At 39.9% G+C, this 24259-nt stretch carries 23 protein-coding genes; 15 read left to right on the top strand and 8 right to left on the bottom strand.

The features are described 5' to 3' along the window. Positions 1 to 33 precede the first annotated feature (33 nt). Positions 34 to 288, bottom strand: a complete 255-nt coding sequence (locus tag MKL33_RS11730; protein ID WP_002116779.1) for a PspC domain-containing protein — start codon at positions 286 to 288, stop codon at positions 34 to 36. A 248-nt stretch (positions 289 to 536) separates the two neighbouring features. On the opposite strand from MKL33_RS11730, the gene MKL33_RS11725 reads away from it, so the two are divergent. Then, positions 537 to 1184: a hypothetical protein gene (locus MKL33_RS11725; protein ID WP_270906983.1), complete on the top strand. Its 648-nt coding sequence runs from the start codon at positions 537 to 539 to the stop codon at positions 1182 to 1184. 68 nt (positions 1185 to 1252) lie between these two features. Here MKL33_RS11725 and MKL33_RS11720 read toward each other — a convergent pair whose 3' ends face one another. Next, a complete protein-coding gene (locus MKL33_RS11720) occupies positions 1253 to 3076 on the bottom strand; it encodes an acyl-CoA dehydrogenase C-terminal domain-containing protein (RefSeq protein WP_270906982.1) in 1824 nt (607 codons plus the stop codon). Positions 3077 to 3333: 257 nt separating this feature from the next. Here MKL33_RS11720 and MKL33_RS11715 point away from each other — a divergent pair, with 257 nt between their 5' ends. Further along, positions 3334 to 5676: a hypothetical protein gene (locus tag MKL33_RS11715; protein ID WP_270906981.1), complete on the top strand. Its 2343-nt coding sequence runs from the start codon at positions 3334 to 3336 to the stop codon at positions 5674 to 5676. 47 nt (positions 5677 to 5723) lie between these two features. On the opposite strand, the gene aroE is transcribed toward MKL33_RS11715, so the two are convergent. The 3 genes from aroE to ribA all read right to left on the bottom strand — a co-directional run bounded on the left by aroE (position 5724) and on the right by ribA (position 8373). Next, the gene (gene aroE / locus MKL33_RS11710; RefSeq protein ID WP_270906980.1) at positions 5724 to 6512 is read right to left on the bottom strand and encodes a shikimate dehydrogenase; all 789 of its coding nucleotides are present in this window, start codon (positions 6510 to 6512) and stop codon (positions 5724 to 5726) included. A gap of 179 nt (positions 6513 to 6691) precedes the next feature. Next, a complete protein-coding gene (gene hemF / locus MKL33_RS11705; protein WP_019767450.1) occupies positions 6692 to 7642 on the bottom strand; it encodes an oxygen-dependent coproporphyrinogen oxidase in 951 nt (316 codons plus the stop codon). A 128-nt stretch (positions 7643 to 7770) separates the two neighbouring features. After that, on the bottom strand, positions 7771 to 8373 hold the full coding sequence (ribA, locus tag MKL33_RS11700) for a GTP cyclohydrolase II (protein ID WP_002116908.1): 603 nt from the start codon (positions 8371 to 8373) through the stop codon (positions 7771 to 7773). A 303-nt stretch (positions 8374 to 8676) separates the two neighbouring features. Here ribA and dxs point away from each other — a divergent pair, with 303 nt between their 5' ends. The 9 genes from dxs to MKL33_RS11655 all read left to right on the top strand — a co-directional run bounded on the left by dxs (position 8677) and on the right by MKL33_RS11655 (position 17449). Next, the gene (dxs, locus tag MKL33_RS11695) at positions 8677 to 10581 is read left to right on the top strand and encodes a 1-deoxy-D-xylulose-5-phosphate synthase (RefSeq protein ID WP_002117085.1); all 1905 of its coding nucleotides are present in this window, start codon (positions 8677 to 8679) and stop codon (positions 10579 to 10581) included. Positions 10582 to 10702: 121 nt separating this feature from the next. Further along, a complete protein-coding gene (locus MKL33_RS11690; RefSeq protein ID WP_002117045.1) occupies positions 10703 to 11533 on the top strand; it encodes an inositol monophosphatase family protein in 831 nt (276 codons plus the stop codon). A gap of 405 nt (positions 11534 to 11938) precedes the next feature. Continuing rightward, positions 11939 to 13801 carry a DEAD/DEAH box helicase gene (locus tag MKL33_RS11685; RefSeq protein WP_016143582.1) on the top strand — a complete coding sequence of 621 codons (1863 nt, stop codon included), beginning with the start codon at positions 11939 to 11941 and terminating at the stop codon, positions 13799 to 13801. A gap of 106 nt (positions 13802 to 13907) precedes the next feature. Then, positions 13908 to 14117, top strand: coding sequence for a hypothetical protein (locus tag MKL33_RS11680; protein ID WP_005067237.1), 210 nt, complete (start codon positions 13908 to 13910; stop codon positions 14115 to 14117). Positions 14118 to 14207: 90 nt separating this feature from the next. Continuing rightward, positions 14208 to 15026, top strand: coding sequence for an ABC transporter ATP-binding protein (locus MKL33_RS11675; RefSeq protein WP_044100001.1), 819 nt, complete (start codon positions 14208 to 14210; stop codon positions 15024 to 15026). Then, entirely contained in the window at positions 15023 to 15802 is a 780-nt protein-coding gene (gene mlaE / locus MKL33_RS11670) for a lipid asymmetry maintenance ABC transporter permease subunit MlaE (protein ID WP_049837392.1), read from the top strand. Before MKL33_RS11675 ends, mlaE begins: the two co-directional genes overlap by 4 nt. Continuing rightward, positions 15802 to 16482 (top strand): outer membrane lipid asymmetry maintenance protein MlaD, encoded by a 681-nt coding sequence (mlaD, locus tag MKL33_RS11665; protein WP_104075313.1) that lies wholly within the window; start codon positions 15802 to 15804, stop codon positions 16480 to 16482. Before mlaE ends, mlaD begins: the two co-directional genes overlap by 1 nt. 26 nt (positions 16483 to 16508) lie before the next feature. Further along, positions 16509 to 17150 carry an MlaC/ttg2D family ABC transporter substrate-binding protein gene (locus tag MKL33_RS11660; RefSeq protein WP_270906979.1) on the top strand — a complete coding sequence of 214 codons (642 nt, stop codon included), beginning with the start codon at positions 16509 to 16511 and terminating at the stop codon, positions 17148 to 17150. Between the two features lie 11 nt (positions 17151 to 17161). Beyond that, positions 17162 to 17449 carry an STAS domain-containing protein gene (locus tag MKL33_RS11655; RefSeq protein ID WP_019767454.1) on the top strand — a complete coding sequence of 96 codons (288 nt, stop codon included), beginning with the start codon at positions 17162 to 17164 and terminating at the stop codon, positions 17447 to 17449. A 72-nt stretch (positions 17450 to 17521) separates the two neighbouring features. Here MKL33_RS11655 and MKL33_RS11650 read toward each other — a convergent pair whose 3' ends face one another. Further along, positions 17522 to 18535 (bottom strand): magnesium and cobalt transport protein CorA, encoded by a 1014-nt coding sequence (locus MKL33_RS11650; RefSeq protein WP_002116978.1) that lies wholly within the window; start codon positions 18533 to 18535, stop codon positions 17522 to 17524. Positions 18536 to 18693: 158 nt separating this feature from the next. Here MKL33_RS11650 and MKL33_RS11645 point away from each other — a divergent pair, with 158 nt between their 5' ends. Both MKL33_RS11645 and MKL33_RS11640 read left to right on the top strand, forming a co-directional pair. Continuing rightward, positions 18694 to 19275, top strand: a complete 582-nt coding sequence (locus MKL33_RS11645) for a TIGR00730 family Rossman fold protein (RefSeq protein ID WP_005067248.1) — start codon at positions 18694 to 18696, stop codon at positions 19273 to 19275. 14 nt (positions 19276 to 19289) lie between these two features. After that, positions 19290 to 19691, top strand: a complete 402-nt coding sequence (locus tag MKL33_RS11640; RefSeq protein WP_002116701.1) for an NUDIX hydrolase — start codon at positions 19290 to 19292, stop codon at positions 19689 to 19691. Position 19692: 1 nt separating this feature from the next. On the opposite strand, the gene MKL33_RS11635 is transcribed toward MKL33_RS11640, so the two are convergent. Beyond that, positions 19693 to 20322, bottom strand: coding sequence for a ComF family protein (locus MKL33_RS11635; RefSeq protein ID WP_141314837.1), 630 nt, complete (start codon positions 20320 to 20322; stop codon positions 19693 to 19695). Continuing rightward, complete coding sequence (recG, locus tag MKL33_RS11630; RefSeq protein WP_005078352.1) at positions 20315 to 22360, bottom strand: ATP-dependent DNA helicase RecG; 2046 nt, start codon at positions 22358 to 22360, stop codon at positions 20315 to 20317. Before recG ends, MKL33_RS11635 begins: the two co-directional genes overlap by 8 nt. Before the next feature lie 20 nt (positions 22361 to 22380). Between recG and MKL33_RS11625 the strand changes: the two genes are divergently transcribed. Beyond that, positions 22381 to 23196 (top strand): NAD-dependent epimerase/dehydratase family protein, encoded by an 816-nt coding sequence (locus tag MKL33_RS11625; RefSeq protein ID WP_270906978.1) that lies wholly within the window; start codon positions 22381 to 22383, stop codon positions 23194 to 23196. 79 nt (positions 23197 to 23275) lie between these two features. Continuing rightward, complete coding sequence (locus MKL33_RS11620; RefSeq protein WP_025466709.1) at positions 23276 to 24259, top strand: putative solute-binding protein; 984 nt, start codon at positions 23276 to 23278, stop codon at positions 24257 to 24259.

Genomic DNA, 24259 nt, shown 5'->3' with positions numbered 1-24259 from the left:
AGGGGATGCAACCGTAGCGACCAAAGTTATGAATTAACGTACTTGTTCTTCATTTACTGTTCGGACGGATTGTCGATAGCCTTCAATATGTTCTGGCTGTTTTTTCGGAATTACTAACCATAAAACCAGATAAACTAAAATTCCTGGAAAGGCAGCACTCATAATTGAGATCAAAACAAAAATGACACGTAGTAAAGTTACGTTCCAACCAAAACGTTCAGCAATACCACCCATTACACCGGCGATCATGCTGTGTCGGTTCGAGCGATATAAACCAGAACTGGCCATCTAATTCTCCTTAAAGATAAAAGTTACAAGAAGCTATTGCTCTTGCTTAATAAAAATATGGAGACGAAATAACGGGTTTAAAGCCCTTTAAAAAGTAAAATAGTTAAAATATGTAAAGGATTGAAAGGAACGAAACCAACATCTACTAAAATGCACCCTTTCAGGGCTTAAGAGTTTAAAGCGGCAATCAGCTAATACTTGATTTGAAGTGTAAATAGAGCTGTTGCTGTTATCTGTGAATAATGTATATGTCTTTGAAGTGGTCTCGTTTTTCAGTTAAGCATGTGGTTGTAGTGGCTGCGATGTGCATGACACTGAGTGCTTGCGATATAAACCATACCAATTCAAAAGATCACTCAACTACAAGTTCTAGTTCTAATCATGAAGAAAACTTAATAAAAAGTAGTACATCTATAAAAACATTGGATTATGTCGCTGGACGAACTTTCTTACCTGAAGATACCTCAGATCAAACCCAAAAATTAAACGCAGCGTCATTGCAATATGTAGGACGATATCATACTCGTATTTCATGCGAGGATGCTTTTGCTGATTGTGAATCAGGCGAAGCAGAGTACATTTTAAATTTATTACCAAATGGGTCGGCTTATTGGAATGTTGTTCATTTTGGTCGTGTGGGAAGTAAAGACGGGGCTAAAAGTGCCGCTGTAAATCAATTATGTCCTACTCTAAATTGGAAAGTGGATGAAAAAGAGCGTGAGTTAACGATTCAATGTCCATTATCTAAAGTTAATTTTTATTTTAATATTGATTCAAATAAAAGATTGGTCACAAATTTAGAAAAGTTACTTTATAACGACTATGGAAAAAATCGTGAATTTTTAGAGCAAAATTATTTTGTTCCAAATCAGGCTTATGTTTTAACTAAAGAATAGATATCCGAAAAATATAAAAAAGAGCGCAATATAAATTGCGCTCTTTTTATTTCAAAACTTAAAAATCATTAGTAGTCGAAGCTAAAGTGTTCAACTGGTAATGATGTTAGTGTGCGAGATGTTGTCACCATCGATTCTGCATGACCTTGAGCGCGTGGCAATAAACGATCAAAGTAGAAATCAGCAACTTTGAATTTTGCTTTATAGAACTCAGCAGTTTCTTGGCCGTTACCTGCTTCTAATTTTTCAGAAGCAACCACAGCTTGTTGAGCCCAGAAATAAGCCATCATCACGTAGCCTGAGAACATCAAGAAATCTACAGAAGCAGAAGATACGATGTCGCGGTCTTTACGTGCAGCAAGCATGATACGAACTGTTAAAGTGTTCCACTGAGCACAAAGCTTAGTTAAGTCCCAAGCAAAACGACGTAAATATTTATTACGGGCATGTGCAGCACAGAATTTTAAGATTTCAGCAGTGTATTCACGAACTACTTTACCTTTTGAACTTAACAACACTTTACGACCAATTAAGTCGAGTGCTTGAACACCAGTTGTTCCTTCATACAAGGTCGCAATACGTGCATCACGTGCGATTTGCTCCATACCCCATTCTTTAATATAGCCATGGCCACCGTAAACTTGCATACCGTGGTTAGCAGCTTCTAAACCAAGTTCAGTTAAGAAACCTTTTAAAATTGGTGTATAGAAACCAAGTTTATCATCGTAGTCTTCAAAAGCAGCTTGATCACCACGTGCTAAAGCATCTGTCATTTTGTCAGCGATTTGAGCAGCGTAGTAAATCATAGAGCGACCGCCTTCAGCGATTGCTTTTTGAGTTAACAGCATACGGCGTACGTCTGCATGGTGAATGATTGCATCAGCAACTTTATCCGGATCTTTTTTACCAGAAAGCGCACGCATTGACATACGATCTTTAGCATATGGTAATGCACCTTGGAAAGATAACTCAGCGTGTGCAATACCTTGAACAGCAGTACCAATACGTGCTGTATTCATGAAGGTAAACATTGCATGTAGGCCTTTGTTCACTTCACCGATTAAATAACCAGTTGCATTATCAAAGTTGAGTACTGCAGTTGCAGATGCACGGATCCCCATTTTGTGTTCGATTGAACCACAAGCGACTGTGTTACGCTCACCAACACCGCCATCAGCTGTAGGCATGAATTTTGGTACGATGAATAATGAGATACCGCGCGTACCAGCAGGTGCATCCGGAAGGCGCGCAAGCACGATGTGAATGATGTTTTCAGTTAAATCATGTTCACCGGCAGAAATGAAGATTTTTGTACCGGTAATTTTGTAACTACCGTCTGCTTGAGGTTCAGCTTTAGTTTTTACCTGCCCTAAGTCTGTACCACATTGAGGTTCGGTTAAGCACATTGTGCCGCTCCAAGTGCCTTCAACAAGCTTAGGCATATATGTTTGTTTTTGCTCATCAGTACCGAATTGCAAAATAGTGTTCATACAACCAGAACTTAAACCTGGGTACATGGTAAATGACCAGTTTGCAGTACCCATCATCTCTGATTTAATCAGGTTTAAAGACATTGGTAGGCCTTGACCACCAAATTCTTCTGGGTAAGAAAGACCTTGCCAACCGCCCATTACGAATTGGTCATAAGCTTCTTTAAAGCCTTTAGGAGTAGTTACTTCGCCGTTGTCAAAATGGCAACCTTCTTCATCACCAGATTGGTTAAGTGGCGACAATACGTTTTCACAATAATCTGCCGCACCTTCAAGAATCATATCAACAGTATCTGGATCAGCATTTTCACCATTTGATAAAGTTTTATAGTGAGCAGGGTAATCTAGTACTTCATTCATTAAGAAGCGGATATCGTGTAGCGGAGCTTTATATGCTGGCATGGCTTTAATCCTAATTTTGAATCATTGTGGGATTATCTGTATCGATGATTTGATTATTCACTCGCATGATAAAAATACAATGTTAATCGCACCCGAAAGAAATGTCAGAAAAGCGAATTTTGTCGAAAATAAATACACCTGAAATTATAATTTCTGCTACATTCAGGACTTATACTTTTATGTGAAAAAACAACTAATTTTCTTATTTTTAGCAAGTTTTGTTAAAAAGATAAAGCGATAAGGTTTTAAAAAAGGTTATGCATCTAAAATATCTCAGTTTATGTTTATTTAGTTTGGGTTTGACCGCTTGTGCGCAGCATAACCTACGTCCATCGGTAGCATCTACTCAGTTAGATCAAAAAGTCATTCAGGGTATGAATGCAATCTATGAATACCCAAGCTATGACTATCGTGGGCATTTTAAAGTTAGTGTTGATCCAAATCAGTCAAAAAAAATAAATAATGTAGAAAAAACAGTGCAGCTAGATGCTGCAGTGCAAAAAAAAGTAGATCAATATTTACGTGAACAAAAAATTAATTTGAATAAAAAACAGAAGCAGGCGCTGTATGCCGCAATTGCAAATGAGCAAGCGGACTCGGGCATTTCTGGTGAATCACGCTCAGAAAAAGTAAATGCCGTATTAATTAATTTATTAAATGATCTTCAATTTAGTTACGATGGTTCGGTTCATTATCGTCAAAAAATGGGGTCTTTAAACCTTACAGCAAGGTATGAAAAACCGACACTTTTGGTACAGGCAAAATTGCCAATGGTACTTGATCTGAAGGATTATAAATTTTACGTTAATTATTTCGGGTTAATGCCTTATTTGGTCAATAAAGATAATCAAAATAATTTGGCGTATGTCGATTTTTCAAAGTATAAAAACCTGTTTACGAATGTCGATATGAAGAAATTCGTTGAATATGCGAAAGCTTCTGGTGCTGTATCTTATCTTTTGGCTGAACCGCAAAATTTACAGCGTTTATCAGTTAGTGACGCTGAGCGTAAAGCGGGGATTGTAGAAAAAATTCGTTTAAAAGATACGGTTGAAGCATTATTGCTACAATCGGAGCTCTATAGTCAGGTCAATGCTAAATATCTGCAAAAAAATGTTTTTGGTTTTGATGAAGAAAAGATTGCCGAATCTATAGCAACTGAATTAGCTGCTTCAGAAGCGAAGAGTAAAGAAGGTAATGCTGATGGGCAAAAAGTTTCTTCAGAAGATGCAGCAGCAGTTAGCCAGCAACTTTATTCACTTATTAATGCTCATTTCGGTAATGCTTTAGATTCTGAATATGGTGATGAAGACCAATCAAGTGCAGCTCAAGATGGGGCAGCCGAAGAGAATGCTTCTGATACGGCCCAAGCCGAAGATGTTGCTGTAGCAGATGCTGAAGAAGTCACACAAGATGAAGAAGTGGCTTCACTTACAGAAGAGCAGTGTGTTGAATTACAGTCTCAAAAAAGTCCTGTTGCCTTAGGTGATATTAATTACTGTCAAATTTACGGTATTGATGTGCTTGATCGGAGTGCTGTAAATACCGAAAAAACTCAGATTAAAGCTCGTCAAGCTGCATTGAAACAAACTTTTGCTGCTTATGATCAAAGCCAGTTTGTTGATGATGAGGCATTCAAAGCTCTATGGATCAAGCATAAAGCAGAAATTGAACAAGCTTTACCAAAACAAAGAAATCCGGTTGCGATTGATGTCGGACTGGATGAAAAGGGCCGTTTAGTCAACGCGGATTATGATATTGCGTATACACCAGCTGAATTTAACCATCGCTTTAATATTAAAGCAGACATGCAAATTCTCAATTATGGTAAAGCGACCCCAATTAATCAGCAGCAGCTTAAACAAGCTAAATCAGTTGCAGAGGCAAGCAAAGGTTCTTTATTTGAAAACTTCGTAAAAGGATTTAGTGAAAAACTTGGGCAGGGTGATGTTTCTGAGCATCCAGTTGGTGCACATAGCGATGTACAAGATTTAGACTCGACTCTGGCACTGTTGGCTAACCAAACTTATGATGCAACACATGCTTATGACAAGACGTATAAGGCTGTGTTTATTGCAAAATTGACTGCCGAAAAACCGTCATATATTCATTATTATTCAGTTCAACAGTTGCAAGAAATTGCCGAGGTTTATGCTTATTGGTTCTCTGAAGAGGAAACTTATAACCCTCAAGGGAAAGCTTTAGAACGTATTGAGGCGTTACAGAAAAAACATCATCTTGAGCAAGAAGATCAGTTTGATAATGACTTAGGCCGAGCTGTGGACCATATTGTGATCACAACAATACAAGGTGAAGCTGGGCGTGAAGCATGGCAAAAACTACAGAAACAATATAAGCAACCTGAACAGCTTTTCTCAAAACAGTATCAATTAGAGTTTGAAAAACAAAATGGTAGTTCTGATGAAGAAAAACACTTGTTGTCAGAAACAGCTGATATTTTAGGTAAAGTCTATGTCGCTGCTCGCAAACAGCAACTTACGGAAAAAACAATTCAGAATTTAAAACCTGAACATAATGAATTTATTGATTATGAGATTTTCCGAGATGTTTATAAACAGATGGTTACAGCTAAAAAATAATAGATGAAATAAAAAAGAACCTACTTCGTGTAGGTTCTTTTTTTGATTTATAGAAAATCTTTTAATTCTGGCTTTACGCCATTCCAGATATAGAAGGCTTCAATGGCTTGGCCAACTAGCATGCCAAAACCTTCTGCATAAGGCACATTGCGTTGTTTCGCTTGATCAAGGAAGCTAGATGGCTTGCCATAGGCCATCTCATAGGCATATTTGAACTCTAGACTTTCTGGTAGTTGTAATGCATCACCAGCCAGACTTGCAGAAGTTGCATTAATTACAATATCAAATTTCCCTTCTAGCTCATTTAGAGAAACTGCTTGTAATTGAGCTTGCGGAACTGCTGCTTTTAGGTCATCTACAAGTTGTTCAGCACGAGCAAGAGTTCGGTTTGCAATCACAATCTTTTTAGCACCAGCCTGTACAAGCGGGTAAATAACGCCGCGAGTTGCACCGCCAGCTCCTAAAATTAAAATAACTGTATTTTCTAAGTTCCAATCTAAAGCTTGAATTGCGGCAACTAAGCCTTGGCCATCTGTATTGTCACCATGCAATTTGCCATCTTCCATCCAAAGTGTATTTACAGCTTTGGCAATTTGAGCACGTTCAGTCAGCACATCACACAAAGCAAATGCCTGTTCTTTAAACGGCACGGTAACGTTCATGCCACTCCCGCCATTTTCAAAGAAACTACGCATACTCGGCTCAAAACCATCAAGAGGGGCAAGACGTTTTTGGTAGTCTAGGTCAATACCTGTTTTTTGAGCGAAAGCATGATGCAATTCAGGAGAGCGTGATTGTTCGATGGGGTTGCCAATTACTGCAAACTGTTTGGTCATTCTTATATCCAAAATTTTAAAATGGCATGAGGCAGATAAGGTCTGTACTGAATTTTCAGCAGGCCTCACTATAAGCCAAATTTTAATAAGAAAAAATATTTGAATGAGATTCAGAAAATTGGAAATAAAAAAGGAGATTCTTTAGGGTGGAAGCCAAAGAATCTCCAAAAAGCAAAAAATTAAGCGACTTTTTCTTTTAGGTTTAACCAGTCACGTGGTTTTAAGTAATAGTCGGTTAAACGTTTCTCTGGTGAGTCTTCATCCCATTCTGGACGATATGACCAAGCTGCAAGATTAGGCAGGCTGACTAAAATAGACTCAATACGTCCACCTGTTTGTAAGCCAAACAATGTTCCGCGGTCATAGACTAAATTATATTCGACATAGCGACCACGACGGTAAAGCTGGAACTCTCGTTGAGCTTCGGTATAAGGCTGTTCACGATGTTTTTCAAAAATTGGCAGAATGGCATTTAAATAACCATTGCCTACAGCTTGGATATATTTAAAGCAGGTTTCGAAATCCCAGCAATTTAAATCATCAAAGAATAAACCACCGACACCACGCTGTTCATCTCGATGTTTTAGATAGAAATAGTCATCACACCATTTTTTATGTTCAGCGTAGACATTGTCACCAAAAGGCTGGCATAGGTCATATGCGGCTTGATGCCAATCGATAACATCCTGTTCATCTGGATAGAACGGTGTTAAGTCAAAACCACCGCCAAACCACCAAATTGGATCTTGTCCTTCAGGTTCTGCAACGAATAAACGTACATTGGCATGGGAGGTTGGAATATTCGGGTTTTTAGGGTGAATGACTAATGACACACCGAGCGCTTGTGCTTTAGCACCAGCAATTTGAGGATGTCTTTCTGTAGCAGAAGCGGGCAGTTTACTAATGTTGATGTGAGAAAACATCACACCACCTTTTTCAATCACGGTACCATTTTGTAAAACTCGTGAACGACCACCACCACCTTCTGGACGTTCCCAATCATCAATAATGAATTCACCCGTACCACCGCCAGCTTTTTCTTGTTGTTCTAAACCAGCACAAATACGGGCTTGTAAATCGAGGAGAAATTCGCGGACACGTTGAATATCTGTTGAAGTCGGATGTTGCATAGTGACCCTCAAAGATGATTGAGATAGGAGATAGATACATCAAAACACAAAACCATAAAAAAAGTAAGGGATTTTTAAGAAATGTCTTAAAAATCCCTTCCAATTATTTTTAAATTTATAATTTTGTTTTAGAAATCATCTTTTTGATAAAGGTGATCCATGCGTTCACGTTTAGTTTTTAAATATTGTTCATTAAAAGGATTACGTCCAACCGTTAACGGAACACGACCAACCACATTAATACCTTGATCCTTGAGTGCCTGAATTTTCAAAGGATTGTTAGTAATTAACTTAACTTCTTTTACTTTTAAGTGATCGAGCATAATGCTACACATGTCATAACGGCGTGCATCAGCAGGTAAATTTAAAAGTAAATTTGCATCTACCGTGTCATGACCTTGATCTTGTAAGGCATACGCACGAATTTTATTTGTAAGCCCAATACCACGTCCTTCTTGACGTAAATATAAAATAACGCCTTGACCTGCTTCGTTAATGAGCTTTTGAGTTGCCTGTAATTGAGGGCCGCAGTCACATTTTAATGACGCAAAAGCATCACCTGTTAAGCATTCTGAATGAACACGTACTAAAACAGGGCCTGTGGGTGGATTTTCTAACCCTTTAGAAAGTGCCACATGTTCTTCACCTGATACTGGATCTTGAAACACAGAAATATTGAATTCACCAAAAGCGGTCGGGAGTTTTGATGTTGCAATGAACTCTATAGGCACAGATTAACTCATCTTTTAACCGAAAACGGTTTAAAGTATAGCGTAATGCTGGGAGATTGGTCGAATTGTCATAATCATTTTGAGCACTAAGGTTTTCTTTTTTGTATAAAGAAGACGATAATAGTTGATAAATAGTCAGATTATTCAGGATAATCTGCCAACCATACCCATACTGTATGAGAGACTGCTTTGCATGACCTCGTTCGCAAATGTGGCTGATTGAAGGTGACTTCATTCGATTGTATGATCGACCCATTTTGACCCAGCTTAGGATTTGCCAGGCTTATAAAGGCTTTGCCACATATGTTGTATACCGAAATTCCAACTCAACGCCCTGTTACGCCATTGTTAGATGCAATTGATCATCCTCAACAATTACGTCAGCTCGAGCATAGCCAATTGGTTCAAGTGGCTGATGAGTTGCGTCAATATATTTTATATGCAGCAGGCCAGAGTGGTGGCCATTTCGGTGCTAACCTCGGCGTGGTTGAGCTGACGGTTGCGCTGCATTATTGCTTTAATACTCCAAATGACCGATTAGTTTGGGATGTAGGACATCAGGCGTATCCACACAAAGTCTTGACTGGTCGCCGTGAGCAAATGACAACAATTCGTGCTAAAAACGGTTTAGCAGCATTTCCAGCTAGAGAAGAATCAGTTTTTGATACTTTTGGTGTAGGGCATTCATCAACTGCAATTTCGGCAGGTTTGGGAATGTCTTTAGCACGTCGCTATCAAAATGACCCATGTGAAGTCGTTTGTATTGTGGGTGATGGCGCAATGACAGCAGGTATGGCATTTGAAGCCATGAACGATGCTGTGGCACACGATGCCGATTTAATTGTTGTACTTAATGACAATGACATGTCGATTTCTTGCAGTACAGGTGGTTTTGCTAAGCATTTAGCTGCAATTTGGGAAAAAGGCCATTTAGTTAATGTCGATGAACATGGCGAGGCGTATGTACAGCCACATCCGAAATGGACGTACAACTCTCGTTTACATCAATCGGCAACAGATGCGGCTGATAATTTATTTAAAGCGATTGGTTTTGATTACTTTGGTCCTTTCGATGGACATGACGTAAATCAACTTGTTCAAGTATTTAATGCATTGAAAAAACGTAAAGGTCCACGCTTAGTCCACGTTTATACTAAAAAAGGTAAAGGTTTTACTCCGGCAGAAGCTGACCCAATTACCTATCATGCAATTGGCAAAATTAATGCGACTTCAGCAGGTAAAACACCGCCAAAATATTCTGATGTATTTGGTCAGTGGTTGTGTGACGAAGCTGCACAGGATGAACGTTTATTAGCGATTACCCCAGCCATGTGTGAAGGTTCGGGCATGGTTAAGTTTGCTAAAGAATTTCCAAAACGTTTCTTCGATGTTGCAATTGCCGAACAGCATGCAGTAACACTTGCAGCAGGCATGGCTTGTGAAGGGTTAAAACCTGTTGTTGCGATCTATTCAACATTCTTACAGCGTGGTTACGACCAGCTTATTCATGATGTCGCATTACAAAATCTTGATGTGACTTTTGGAATTGACCGTGCAGGCTTGGTTGGTGAAGATGGTCCAACTCATGCTGGTGCATATGACTATGCATATATGCGTACAGTTCCGAACATGGTCATCATGGCACCAAAAGATGAAAATGAATGCCGCCAAATGTTGCACACTGCCTATGCTTATAATGGACCAGCAGCAGTACGTTATCCTCGTGGTGCTGGGGTAGGCGTTGAAATTCAGCAAGAGCTAACTGCTATTGAGTTAGGTAAGGCAGAAGTAGTTGCTGAAATTAAATCTGCTTGTGATGAGCAGATTACGATTTTAGCGTTTGGTAGTCGCGTTATGGTTGCCATAGAAGCTGCTGAGCAGTTTGCACAAAAACATGATGTTGGCGTGCGTGTTGTAAATATGCGTTTTGTGAAACCACTGGATGAAAAAATTATTCGTGATTTGGCTGAACATACACAATTATTTGTAACTGTTGAAGAACACGCAATTATGGGTGGTGCAGGCAGTGCAGTAAATGAGTTCATGGCACAAGAACAAATTGTTAAACCTATCATTAATTTAGGTCTGCCAGATTTGTTTTTGCAGCAAGCGTCACATGGTCAAATGCTACAAGATTGTGGGCTAGATGCTAAAGGTATTTTGAGCTCAATTGAACGAGCTTGGCTTAAGCTAAATCAGGTGGTTTAAGCCTTTAATAAAATTTTTGAAACATTTTTTCCCATAAAGCGCATTCATTTGCTAAAATGTATGCGCTTTTATGCATTATTCTTTGTCAAAATCTTCAAATTTGTATTGTAGTGGGTGTTCAATGGAACCTATGGTGGTTATGGCTGCGCGTGCGGCTCAAACAGTTGGTCAAGAGCTTTTAAAAGCGCATCAAAATCGTCATAAACTCGATTTGCAAGTTGAAGAGAAAGGCATTGATGGCCCAGTAACACGTGTAGATCGTTATTTGGAACAATTGACGATTGATACATTACGTAAAAGTTATAAAAACCATAGCTTCTTAGGTGAAGAGTTCGGTTTGCAAGAAGGCAAAGGCCATGATGCAGACTGGTGCTGGGTAATCGACCCGCTTGATGGCACGCAAAACTTTATTAATGGTTTCCCTCATTTCTGTATTTCTATTGCAGTTCAGCATAAAGGCGTTACTCAACACGGCGTAATCTACGACCCAGTACGTGACGAATTATTCTCTGCAAGTCGCGGTCGCGGTGCAGTTATGAACCAACGCCGTATCCGTGTAAATGTAAAAGATACTTTAGAAAATACATTCTTGGCAGTAGGCCATCCTTACCGTGCTAAACGTGCTGGTGAGATCGTGTCTTATGCAGAACAACACTTTGCTTCATTATTAGCTGTGACTCAAGCAGGCGCACAAATTCGTCGTGGTGGTTCAGCTGCTCTAGATTTAGCATATGTTGCTGCTGGCCGTTTTGATGGTTTCTTTGAGCTTGGTTTAAAACCATGGGATATCGCTGCCGGTGAGCTTATTATTAAAGAAGCAGGCGGTGTAGTGGTTGACGCACGTGGTGGTAATGAGTCTCTTGAAAACGGTCAAGTGCTTGCAAGTTCACTCAAAATGCTAAAACCTTTAATGCAAACTGTAGTTCCAGCTTGGGGTCAAGCTGCAAAATAATTTAATTATTTATAAATAAAACCCTCTATTATCAGAGGGTTTTATTTTTTAAGTAATTGGTAAATTTTAGTTAGTTCAATAAATATGAAGAAAGTTGATTAAAACACATGACTTTTAATTTCTTTCTGCTATAATCCGCCCACGCACTTAAATTTCCGTTCATTACCTGAACATTCTGTTCTATTCATTGTAAGCGCACGCTGTCCATAGAGAGGACCATTTCTTGCGCCCCGATCGCTCAGCGATTCTTCAGGTTCGGCCGTAATCAAGCGTGCGTTTAGTCCACATCGTCGTTACTCGGATTGCTGCTGAAAAAACGTTTCAGCTAACTTTGCTTTGCCGCTTTGTGCCGATGTCTATTTTGTATTTATTAAAAATGGAGCACCCACTAGGGTGAAACTCTCTATGAGCAAAACTTTTGCCGAATTTTCTTTGCATGAAACCTTACAACAAGCGCTTGAAGGTTTAGGTTTTACTACCCCGACTCCTGTGCAAGAACAATCTATTCCTGCAGCTTTAGAAGGAAAAGACCTTCTAGTATCTAGCCAGACTGGTTCTGGTAAAACTGCGGCATTTTTATTACCAACATTACATAATTTAGCTGGTCAAGAAACTTTTGTTCCGTTCAAAGAACGTATGAAAGCTGTGACCCAACCTAACATTTTAGTTTTATGCCCAACACGTGAATTGGCTCAACAAGTTAGCCAAGATGCGATTGCTTTCGTACGTCACATGAAAGGTGTTCGTATTGCTGCAATCATGGGTGGTATGCCTTTTGGTAAGCAAATCCAACAGCTTAAAGGCGCGCAAGTTATTGTTGCGACTCCAGGTCGTTTATTAGATTTAGTAAACCGTCGTCAATTAAAGTTAGATAAAGTTGAAGCTTTAATCGTTGACGAAGCTGACCGCATGTTAGACCTCGGCTTCTCTGAAGATTTAGAAGCGATCAGCGATTTAGCTGGTAACCGTCGTCAAACATTAATGTTCTCTGCAACTTTCGCTGATCGTATTATTCGTCTTGCTGAACGCATGATGAATGAACCTGAGCGTATTGCAATTGAAACAGGTCACAGTACAAACACTGACATCACCCAAACTTTACACTGGACAGATGGTTTCGAACACAAGAAGAAACTTCTGACTCACTGGTTGGCTGATGAAACTCTTGATCAAGCGGTTGTATTCGCGAGCACTCAAGAAGATACAGATATGTTGGCTGAAGAACTTGCAGAAGCAGGTCACTCTGTAGTTGCACTTCACGGTGCAATGCCACAAACAGTTCGTAACCGTCGTTTACGTAGTATCCGTGAAGGTCGTGCAAAAATCTTGGTAGCGACAGACGTTGCTGCACGTGGTCTTGACGTACCGACAATTTCACACGTAATTAACTTCGGTTTACCAATGAAACATGAAGACTATGTACACCGTATTGGTCGTACAGGTCGTGCTGGTCGTACAGGTCAAGCAATTACTTTAGCGACTTATCGTGAACGCGGTAAAATCCGTGCGCTTGAAGACTATTTAGATGCACGTTTAAGTGTTTCTGAAATTGAAGGCTTAGAGCCATCTCCACCTCCTGCTCGTTCAGGTCGTGATGGCGGTGGTCGCGGTCGTGGCGGCAACGGTGGTCGTGATGGTCGTCGTGGTGGCGGTTTTGGCGGTGGTCGTCGTTTTGAAGGCGAAAGCAACTTCAAACGCCGTGAAGGTGGTCGTGATGACCGTCCACGTCGTAGCTTTGATGACAAACCACGTGGTGAACGTCCATTCGGTGGTGAAGATCGTCCACGTCGCGAGTTCAATTCAGATCGCCCACGTCGTGAAGGTGGTTTTGAAGATCGTCCACGTCGTGAGTTCAATTCAGATCGTCCGCGTCGTGAAGGTGGTTTCAATGATAAACCGCGTTTTGACTCAAATGATGACAACCGTGGTAACCGCGTAGATTACAAACCACGTCGTGAAAATGGCTTTGGTGATCGTCCAAAACGTAGTTTCGGTGGTGAAGATCGTCCACGTCGTAGTTTTGATGATAAGCCTCGTGGCGAGCGTCCATCATTTGGTGGCGAAGATCGTCCACGTCGTGAGTTCAACTCAGATCGTCCACGTCGCGAAGGTGGTTTTAACGATAAACCGCGTCGTAGCTTCGATGATAAACCACGTGGTGAGCGTCCAGCGTTTGGTGGCGAAGATCGTCCAAAACGTAGCTTCGGTGGTGAAGATCGTCCACGTCGTAGTTTTGATGATAAACCGCGTCGTAAATTCGACCGTTAATCAAAAGTTCGTTTAAAGAAAGGCCAGTAGAAATACTGGCCTTTTTTATTTTTCAGTTTTGTTATAAAATAACAAAGTGTGAATTGGTTCAATTTTTTATTAAATAATGAGTAAAAGTAAACGAAAAGAAACAATAATGGCACAGTTGAAGAACTTATTAGTTCAGCACGGCTTGCCTTATCTTTTTATTGCACTTGTTTTGTGTAATGGGGTTTATTTTGCCTATGCTTTTATAACTGGAAGTTCTATTGAGCAGTTTCAAATTTCTGAATTAACCTCTTTTTACGAACATACCTCTTCTATTTCTACCAACTAAGTTAGCTTTGCTTTTGTCAAAATAACAACAAGTTTGCCAATTTTCAGTGTTATAGTATGCGTGCATAAAAGTGCAGGAACGATTGCCATTATGAATAATAAAACTCCTCTCTCGACTCAACCACTTATTGAAGTGAAAAATCTGAGTTTTAATCGAGGGGAACGCGTCATTTATGACAATATTAGTTTAAATATACGTCGAGGCCAGATTACGGCCATTATGGGACCTTCTGGTACAGGTAAAACAACATTATTACGTCTGATCGGTGGACAGTTAGTTCCTGATCAGGGTGAGGTTTTGCTCGACGGTAAAGATATTGCAAAAATGTCTCGTCAGGAACTTTTTTCAGCCCGTGCACGTATGGGAATGTTATTTCAGAGCGGTGCTTTATTTACGGATATGTCGGTCTATGAAAATGTGGCATTTCCAATTCGAGCGCACACGAAGCTTCCTGAAAATCTCATTGCTGAACTGGTTGCATTAAAACTTGAATCGGTGGGTTTGCGTGGTTCTGAACAGTTAATGCCGACAGAACTTTCAGGTGGTATGAATCGCCGTGTAGCATTGGCTCGCGCGATTGCACTTGATCCCGATTTAATCATGTACGATGAACCTTTTGCTGGTCAAGACCCAATTGTGAAAGGTGTTTTGACACGTTTAATTCGTTCACTACGTGAAGCGTTAGATTTAACAACAATTATTGTTTCGCATGATGTTGCAGAAACATTATCGATTGCTGACTACATCTATGTGGTAGCTGAAGGAAAAATTCAGGGAGAGGGTACACCTGAAGAGTTGCAAAAACATGCTTCTCCATTTGTACACCAATTCTTAACAGGTTCGGAAGAAGGACCAGTTGAATACCAGTTTAGTCAACAAGCTTATTTAAATAACGAGGTTCGTCCATGAATACGATTGCCTGGTTAGGTAGACTCGTTATTGAGCGGATTCGAGGCATTGGTGCTGCGGCACATATGCTCTTGCAGATTATTTTTTCACTTCCTACCAAGGGTGGTTTTGGTCGTTTTGGTTACCAAATGCACCGCGTAGGTGTGATGTCCTTACTTATTATTACCGTTTCTGGTTTGTTTATTGGTGCGGTTCTTGGCTTGCAGATGTATAGCATTTTGGTCACTTTCGGTGCTGAGTCGATGTTGGGTACAGCGATTTCGTTAACACTACTCCGTGAGCTTGCTTCTGTGGTTGCTGCATTGCTATTTGCAGGGCGAGCAGGTTCTGCATTGACTGCCGAAATTGGTTCAATGAAGCAAAGCGAACAGCTTGCCAGTATGGAAATGATTGGTGTTGACCCATTAAAACAAATCGTATCACCACGTCTTTGGGCAGGTATTGTCAGTTTGCCAATGTTAACTGTGATATTTGCCGCCATTGGGATTATTGGTGGCAAGATGGTCGGTGTTGACTTTTTAGGTGCTGATGAAGGCTCCTTCTGGAGTGGCATGCAAAATACAGTGCGTTTCGGGCATGACATTATCAATGGCACGATTATTAAAAGTATTGTTTTTGCTTTGATTTGTACATGGGTTGCTGTTTATCAAGGCTATGCCTGTGATCCGACACCAGAAGGCATTGCAACGGCAATGACCCGGACGGTTGTGTATTCTTCATTATGTGTTTTAGGTTTTGATTTCGTGTTGACTGCGGTCATGTTCGGAGGGATTTAATGAAATCACGTAGTAGTGAACTGGCCGTTGGTATCTTTGTTATTATCTTCGGTATTGCATTGTTTTTCTTAGCAATGAAAGTTAGTGGGCTTGTTGGTACGAACTTAAGTGATAGTTATACCATGAAGGCTCAATTTGATAACGTCAATGGGCTAAAGCCACGTGCTAAAGTAACAATGAGTGGTGTTACAATTGGTCGTGTTGATTCAATTACACTTGATCCGGTTACGCGTTTGGCTACCGTAACATTTGGTTTAGATGGAAAGTTGACAAGTTTTAATGCTGAGCAGCTAAAAGAAGTTCAAAAAAATGCTTTAGATGAACTACGTTATAGTTCTGACTATACGCAGGCTTCTCCAGAGCAACAAAAAGCAATGGAACAGCAACTGATCAGTAACATGTCCTCCATCACCAGTATTGATGAAGATGCTTATATAATGGTTGCAACCAATGGTTTGTTGGGTGAGAAATATTTGAAAGTCGTTCCAGGTGGTGGTTTAAACTATCTTAAACGTGGCGATACAATTTCAAATACCCAAGGAACCATGGATTTAGAAGATTTAATTAGTAAATTTATTACTGGTGGTGGCGCAGGTAAAGTTGCCGCTGGTTCATCCTCAGCAGAAGAAAAAGCTCCTGCAAGTACCGACAGCAGTGCACAGCCGTCATTTGTTGAGTAAGAGTTTATTTGAAGGAGTGGTTCCAGGTGAATACGTTGTTTAAACAAACCCTGACAGCAAGTCTTTTGTCTACTATGATTGCAGGTACAGCTTTTGCTGCACCTTCAGAAGCACCATCTGATTTTATCAAGCGTGTTGCTGATGGCTTGATCGCTCGTTTAAAAGCAGATCATGCTAAGTTGCAGAACAATCCTGCTTTAGTAAAATCAATTGTACGTCAGAACTTAGACCCATATGTTGATTCACAAGCGTTCACTCGTATTGTGATGGGTACTTATGCGACGAATCAGTATAGTACAGCTGCACAGCGTGCTCAGTTTGAAACAAACTTCCGTAATACATTAATTGAAAATTACGGTAGCGCATTTGCTAAATATACAAATCAAAGCTATACCATGCGTCCTTACAAGGCAACTGCGGGTAAAAACCCTGTAGTGACATTGGACTTTAATCACAATGGTGAAAAAATTCCTGTTTCTTTCCAGTTGGCTGACAAAGGTACTCAATGGAAAATCCGTAATATCAATGTCTCTGGTATTGATCTAGGATTACAGTTCCGTAATCAGTTTGCTGCAACAGTGAAACGCAATGGCGGTGATTTAAATAAAGCAATTGCTACATTCCAACCTGATGCAGACGCAGCGGTTAATCAAAACAAAAAGAAATAAGTAGGTGACGTGTGGTTCAGTATCTCAACCAACAATTGGTTGTTTCGGGAAAAATTGATTTTGAAAATGCGGAACAACAGTATCAAGCAGGTTTGGCCATCATAAAGAAGCAGCAAAGCTTCCCACTTGTGGTGGATTTAACTGAGCTTGAGCATGGTAGTACCTTGGCTTTGGCTGTTTTAGTTCAATGGTTGCGAGAGACTCCAAAAAATACTGGTTTGCATTTTAAAAATGTCCCTGAAAAAATGCTGAAGATCATTCAAGCCTGTCATTTGCAGGAAGACCTGCAACTGATCTGATGTTTTTGATGTAAAAAAGCACCTATATTTAGGTGCTTTTTTATGCTCGAAATTAGCATTTTATTACAAAACTTAGATCCATTTTTTCCAGCGGAAATAAATGATCGGCCCAATAAAGAAACCCATAATAATCAGCAAAACAACGAAGAAACTGGTCGTACCATGTGCAAAAGGTAATACGTCTGTGTTCATGCCATAAATACTGGCAATAAGCATCGGAGGAGCTAACATACTTGGTAAGATCGAGAATCGACGAATCGTATCATTCTGTTCTGTGTTAATGAATCCAGACGTCGTATCAAGTAAGAATCGTACTTTTTGGAATAAGAACGCATCATGTTCTACCAGTGAGCGTACATCTTCACTGAGCTCTCGAATGTCAGCGTCATAAATATGACTGCCTAATGCTCGCGGACGCGATAAAAAAGTAAGTACACGTCGTAAATCAATGAGACAAAGCTGTGCTTTTCCTAGCATATCTTCTTGTTGAGCTAGGCGCGTAATCATGTCATCGAGATCTAGAATTTTTTCACGTTGGTGGTTATTAAGAACCTCTGTGGAGTATTTTTCTAAATCTTTGTGGATATCTTCTAAGATATCCGCAAGCTCATCGAGTTTTGCTTCAAGAAGGCCTAATAAGATCCAGGTAGGATCTTTATAGTCCATGTCATAGTCATTTCGGCGAGCACGGGCACGAAAGGCACGAAACGCAACTAGTTTTTCTCCGCGCATCGTAAAGAGGCGGTCTTTATGTAAAATGAAAGCTACGGTTTGCACCATGGCAAGCATATGTGATGACTCTTCAGCGTCTCCATCCACCTGATAATTTTTATTTTTCGTTAAAAAATAAGTACTGATGTGCAAAATACCGTCATCATCACGGTAAAATCGTGCAGAAGATGAAATGTCTTCAAGCGACTTTAGTGTTGGTAAATTTTGGTCATAGGCATCTAATACCCATTGTTGCTCTTCTTGCGAGGGTGCAATAAGATCAAGCCAGACTAATTCGGGATGTAGATCAAATCCACCATTGATGGTGGCATCTTCCAGACTTCCGCGTTCTGTGGCATAAAAGGCTTCAAGCATGTGTCTTTTTTCCTCACGCAGTCTGATGGAAATGGATGGGTGTATTTTAGACAAGGATTTGCCGAAAAACACTTGCCAATACGCTATTTTGCAAAAAAAAACTCTATCGATAGTTTAGTTTGTCAGCATGACAGTTCAATAAAACGGTTTTTTACACTATGAAATCAATTTGTATTTTCTGTGGTTCATCTCTTGGTTCAAACCCAATTTTCCAAAAAATTGCCCAAGCTACAGGCGAGGCTATTGCAAAACAAGGGAAGACCTTGGTTTATGGTGGTGGTCGCTCAGGCCTAATGGGTGTAGTTGCCGATAGCGCCTTACAAGCAGGTGGACAAGTCATTGGCGTGATCCCTCGTGCTTTAGTTGATCGTGAGTTAGCTCATCCGGGCCTAACCAGATTATATGTGGTTGAAAATATGCATGAGCGTAAAACCAAGATGGCGGATCTTTCAGATGGCTTTATTGCCTTGCCGGGTGGCGCTGGTACATTGGAAGAAATCTTTGAACAATGGACGTGGGCGCAATTAGGTATTCATCAAAAGCCATGTGCTTTCTTAAATGTAGCGGGCTTTTATGAAGATTTACTTAAAATGATTCAAGGAACGGTGGATAATGGATTCAGCCAAGCACGGTTCGTTGATAAATTGATCGCATCAGACAAAATTGAAGATATTCTTCAACAATTTGAGCAATATCAGGCTCCTGCTCCAAAATGGACAAACGCAGATGTCCAACCATAAACGAGGTTAAATAGGTGAAAACAATTACGGTCGCTGCCGCAGTGATTTTAAATGAGCAAAATCAGTTGTTGCTTGTAAGAAAGCGTAATACACACGCTTTTATGCAAGTGGGTGGCAAGCTGGAACCTAATGAGGCACCAGAGATCACCATGCAGCGAGAAATTTTAGAAGAAGTCGGAAGCTCTTGTGTGATTGAGCAATTTATTGGTCATTTCGAAACAGCAGCTGCCAATGAGCCAGATCATATTTTGGTGAGTCATTTATACCTAGTTCAGCTCGACCAAGCACCTAAAATTGCAGCCGAAATTGCAGAAATGAAGTGGATAGATTTAAATGATTCGGAAACTCAACTTGCACCATTGACCCGAGAAATTGTCATTCCTTGGTGTGAAGAGTATTTATCTACGGTGCAATAGCTTAACTCTTTAGTGTTGCCGCTAGGCACGCCGTATGAATGGATGTGCAGCCTAATTGTTTAAGTGCCTGACTGAGCGCATGAACAGAGCTTCCTGTGGTTATCACGTCATCAATAATGAGAACGCGGCGATAACGTCGTTTCTCTTGATGATGAGGTAAAAATTGTTGTTCGATATTTTCAAAGCGTTCTAGCCGAGAAAGTCCTTTTTGAGAGTGTTCATTTAAGCGTTGAATTGGTTGCCAAACAGGTATTTTTAAGTGTTTGCTTAATATATTGGCGAGTACTAAGGATTGATTGAAACCACGCTCGATTAAACGTTGATTGGAAATGGGCATAGGTACGATCGCTTGTACCTTGGGAAATTTTAATTGTTTTAAAATTTCACCTAATAAGATCTGATAATGTAACTTTTGTTCATATTTAAACTGCTGAATAATCCGGTTAACCGGATAAGCATAATTACAAGCCACAAGAACAGAGTGATTATTACGTTGAATCGTTTGTTTAAGCCAAGGTAGCTGTTCCCAACAGTCTTTACAGAGCGAGTATTTTTCTCGCGTGCCTAACTCGCACAATGAGCAAGGTGAAAATAACTGAATAAGATGTTGGAAGTTTAAAAAATTAAACATAGGCGTAGCGAGGCGCCTCAGGAAGCCAACGTTTTAATAGAGCATCTGCCTGTTCTGGATAATCTTTTAAAACTTGCTGTGCCACATAGTGGGCTTGACTCAGTAGATGATCATCTCGCTCTAATCGGGCCACCCTAAATCCCATATCCCCAGTTTGTTTAGTTCCTAGTAATTCACCCGGCCCACGTAGTTCCAGATCTTTTTCTGCAATCACAAAGCCATCATTACTTTCTCTTAAAATAGAAAGTCTCTCTTGTCCATTTTGAGAGAGAGGCGTTTTATATAAAAGTACGCAAAAACTAGCTTGAGCACCTCGACCTACGCGACCTCGTAATTGGTGTAGCTGAGAAAGCCCTAAACGCTCGGCATTTTCAATCACCATAATGGAAGAGTTAGGAACGTCTACTCCAACTTCAATCACTGTTGTTGCGATAAGAAGTTGTAATTCATTATTTTTAAATGCTTGCATGACGGCTTGCTTTTCATCAGCTTTCATTTTGCCGTGTACCAAACCAATATTGAGTTCAGGAAAGCGTTCTTTCATCTCTTGGTAAGTTGCTTCTGCTGCTTGAGCATCTAAAGTCTCAGACTGCTCAACCAATGTGCATACCCAATAGGCCTGTTTCCCATCTCTGCAATTTGAAGCAATACGTTGAAGTACTTCCTCTCGACGATCAAGAGGAATCGTAACTGTTTGAATTGGGGTACGGCCTGGAGGTAACTCATCAATTATAGATGTGTCTAAATCACCATAAGCACTCATTGCTAGAGTTCTTGGAATCGGAGTGGCTGTCATCACGAGTTGATGTGGAGTGAACTGCTCAGCACCTTTATTGCGTAAAGCTAAACGTTGGTCTACACCAAAACGATGTTGTTCATCAATAATCACTAGCCCCAATTTAGCGAAGCCAACATTGTCTTGAAATAAGGCATGGGTACCCACAATAAGTTCCGCGTGGCCTTCTTTAATTTGCTGCTCTGCTTGGGCACGGGCTTTACCTTTTTGTTTGCCAGATAACCATGCCACGGTAATACCTAATGGTTCAAACCAACGTTTAAAGTTTAAATAATGTTGTTCTGCAAGAATTTCAGTAGGAGCCATTAATGCAACCTGCCAATCTGCTTCTAAAGCATGACAAGCGGCTACAGCTGCAACAAGGGTCTTTCCAGCACCTACGTCGCCTTGTACTAGACGTAGCATAGGTTGGTGTTGTTTTAAGTCATTTAAAATTTCTTTAGATACACGTTTTTGTGCATTGGTCATTTGAAATGGTAAAGCTTCTAATAGTTTTTTAGCTAATACTTTACTGCTTGAAAAAGCAGGTGACGCAATTTGACGAATATAAGCCCGGCGATTAAGTAAACTAATTTGGTGCGCAACCAACTCTTCAAAAATAAGCCGTTGCTGTGCAGGGTGCGAGCCTTGAGCCAATTGAAGCATGTTGGCATCCACAGGAGGCTCATGAATGTAATACAAAGCCTCTTTAAGCGCGTAGCCATTGGTATATTGCTTTGGGAGTAGCTCTGGTAAGGCATCACTATGATGCTTTAAAGCTTGTTTAACGTATTCGCGTAATTTGGGTTGAGTTAACCCATCGGTACTTGGATAAATTGCTGTCAGCTGAGTTTTTGGTAGAGGTGTATGTTCATGAATGAGTTGAATTTCAGGATGATACATCTCAAGGCCGCGAGCACCTACACGGACTTCACCAAAAATACGTAAGCGATGACCGGGTTTTATTTTATCAGTCAGGTTTTTATAAATATGATAAAAGCGTAAGGTGACTTTACCGAATTCATCTTGCACCAAGGCTGCCATAGATTTTCGTTTTCCCGGAGGGAAATCAATTGATTTGACTTCACCTTCGAGTAAATAGCTCCGCCCAACCACAAGTTGATTCATTGGAATAATCGTACTGCGGTCTTCATAATCACGTGGCAGATGAAACAATAAATCATCTGTGGTAAAAATATTTAGTTTTTCGAGTAGGGCTGCTGAAGCCGATCCAACGCCTTGTAACTGATGGACTGAAGTCATGTCCCCTCAACGAGTTTTCTATGCATATATTATTTATCGGTTATGGTAAAACATCTCAGCGTGTTGCTAAACAACTATTTGAGAAAGAACATCAAATTACCACAATCAGCCGTAGTGTAAAAACGGATAGTTACGCAACACATCTTGTTCAAGATATCTTTAAACTTGATTTAAGTAAAATTGAACCTGTGGATGTCGTATATATTTTACTTTCTCCAAATGAGAGTACGGTTGAGGGCTATCAACATACTTATGTAGATAGTATTGAACCGATTCGAGAAGCATTAAAAATACATCCAGTAAAAAAAATAATTGTTGTCTCTTCTACGCGGGTGTATGGTGAAAATGCAGGGGAGATCATTGATGATTTTAGTGAAATTCATCCAAATGATGCACAAGGCTATATATTGCGTAATATGGAGTTACTCTGGCAAAAATATTATCCAACTCAATCTGTAATTGTTCGTCCTACAGGTATTTATGGAACTTCCATTGCCCGCTTAAAGAAAATGGCTGAAAATAATCAAAGTTATCCAAATATACATTATAGCAATCGAATACATATTGATGATTTAGCGAGATTTTTGGCTTTTATGGCTGATTATGAAAGTCATCAAACAAGCTATATTGTGACGAATAATCAACCATTGCCTTTGCATGAAATTATTGTGTGGTTTCAAAAACAATTGGGATTGCCAGAATTAACTTTAGAATCAAACCAAATTTCAGGTAAAAGAATTTATGCAAGACAGTTATCTACAACAGGTTTTCAGTTAGAACATCCGATTTGCTTTAATGACTATTTATTATGTTTAAATGTTCATAGCACTAAATGAAATTTTGATTAAACTTTAAATAAGAACATAAATACCTGATGAGGCAGTCAAATTGCCGATAAAGATAAAAAGGTTGAAAGTGAAAAAAATTTGTTTAGCTCTTATCTTGAGCATAACAGCTGTTGCGAGTTGGGCTGAGGATCAGGTGTGGTGTGCCTATGATCCTATCGGGTCCCAAGGGGATATTACTCGCCGTTTAAATGACATTCGGCTATATGCCCAGCAATATCAAGTCAAATTTAAAGTAGTTACCTATCAAAAAGAACAGCAGGCTATACAAGCTTTTGATGATGGGAAATGTTCGGGTTTAGCTGCATCCAATTTCAATACTTATCGTTATAACCAGTTTATGGGAAGTACCGCGGGTATAGGGCTTATTCCTAATAACCGTACGGCCAAAAGCTTTTTGCAGCTTTTAAATCATCCTACAATCGAGAAAAGGTTAGTTTCTAAGAATTATGAAGCTATAGGAATGATTCCAATTGGAACTGCTTACATGGTTCTAAAAAATAAGAACCTCTCTAGAGTCGCTCAATTAAGAAATCAGCGTATTGGGGTGCTACCCAACAATCCACCACAACAAGCACTGGTGCGAAGTGTAGGTGCTCAGCCAGTTTATGTCGATTTATCTAACGCGATTGCGCAGTTTAAGCAAAATAAAATCGATATTATTGCTGCCCCAGTGTATGGATTATTGCCGTATAACTTACAAAAAGAATTTGGACCAGATACTCAAGTCATTAATTTTCCTTTGGCATATTTCGGTGTTAATTTAATTATTAAGCCGCAAGCTTATCCCGCTAATTTTGGCCGGAAAATTCGAGGATGGTTCGTTCAAAATAGCCAATTGCTGACGAATCGTGCGACACAATGGGAAAATCATTTACCTGCTTATTATTGGGTAGATGTCTCTTTTTATGAGAAGCAAAGTTATGACGTAATGGTTGCCAAAATACGTAATCAGTATGTTCTTTCAGGTTATTACGATGCTTATTTTGTTCAGCTTATGAAGCGCTTACGTTGTATGGACGATCCACGTTATTTTGAATGTCCAATTCGCTAA

The sequence above is a fragment of the Acinetobacter sp. AOR43_HL genome, assembly GCF_027854635.1.
GTDB classification, from domain to species: domain Bacteria; phylum Pseudomonadota; class Gammaproteobacteria; order Pseudomonadales; family Moraxellaceae; genus Acinetobacter; species Acinetobacter pittii.
This window is presented reverse-complemented; position numbering and strand designations above follow the sequence as displayed.

What these genes read in the sequence shown, in the direction of transcription:
- MKL33_RS11730 (WP_002116779.1), bottom strand. Translation starts at nt 288, where the DNA reads ATGGCCAGTTCTGGTTTATATCGCTCGAACCGACACAGCATGATCGCC.
- MKL33_RS11725 (WP_270906983.1), top strand. Translation starts at nt 537, where the DNA reads ATGTCTTTGAAGTGGTCTCGTTTTTCAGTTAAGCATGTGGTTGTAGTG.
- MKL33_RS11720 (WP_270906982.1), bottom strand. Translation starts at nt 3,076, where the DNA reads ATGCCAGCATATAAAGCTCCGCTACACGATATCCGCTTCTTAATGAAT.
- MKL33_RS11715 (WP_270906981.1), top strand. Translation starts at nt 3,334, where the DNA reads ATGCATCTAAAATATCTCAGTTTATGTTTATTTAGTTTGGGTTTGACC.
- aroE (WP_270906980.1), bottom strand. Translation starts at nt 6,512, where the DNA reads ATGACCAAACAGTTTGCAGTAATTGGCAACCCCATCGAACAATCACGC.
- hemF (WP_019767450.1), bottom strand. Translation starts at nt 7,642, where the DNA reads ATGCAACATCCGACTTCAACAGATATTCAACGTGTCCGCGAATTTCTC.
- dxs (WP_002117085.1), top strand. Translation starts at nt 8,677, where the DNA reads ATGTTGTATACCGAAATTCCAACTCAACGCCCTGTTACGCCATTGTTA.
- MKL33_RS11690 (WP_002117045.1), top strand. Translation starts at nt 10,703, where the DNA reads ATGGAACCTATGGTGGTTATGGCTGCGCGTGCGGCTCAAACAGTTGGT.
- MKL33_RS11685 (WP_016143582.1), top strand. Translation starts at nt 11,939, where the DNA reads ATGAGCAAAACTTTTGCCGAATTTTCTTTGCATGAAACCTTACAACAA.
- MKL33_RS11680 (WP_005067237.1), top strand. Translation starts at nt 13,908, where the DNA reads ATGAGTAAAAGTAAACGAAAAGAAACAATAATGGCACAGTTGAAGAAC.
- MKL33_RS11675 (WP_044100001.1), top strand. Translation starts at nt 14,208, where the DNA reads ATGAATAATAAAACTCCTCTCTCGACTCAACCACTTATTGAAGTGAAA.
- mlaE (WP_049837392.1), top strand. Translation starts at nt 15,023, where the DNA reads ATGAATACGATTGCCTGGTTAGGTAGACTCGTTATTGAGCGGATTCGA.
- mlaD (WP_104075313.1), top strand. Translation starts at nt 15,802, where the DNA reads ATGAAATCACGTAGTAGTGAACTGGCCGTTGGTATCTTTGTTATTATC.
- MKL33_RS11650 (WP_002116978.1), bottom strand. Translation starts at nt 18,535, where the DNA reads ATGCTTGAAGCCTTTTATGCCACAGAACGCGGAAGTCTGGAAGATGCC.
- MKL33_RS11645 (WP_005067248.1), top strand. Translation starts at nt 18,694, where the DNA reads ATGAAATCAATTTGTATTTTCTGTGGTTCATCTCTTGGTTCAAACCCA.
- MKL33_RS11635 (WP_141314837.1), bottom strand. Translation starts at nt 20,322, where the DNA reads ATGTTTAATTTTTTAAACTTCCAACATCTTATTCAGTTATTTTCACCT.
- recG (WP_005078352.1), bottom strand. Translation starts at nt 22,360, where the DNA reads ATGACTTCAGTCCATCAGTTACAAGGCGTTGGATCGGCTTCAGCAGCC.
- MKL33_RS11625 (WP_270906978.1), top strand. Translation starts at nt 22,381, where the DNA reads ATGCATATATTATTTATCGGTTATGGTAAAACATCTCAGCGTGTTGCT.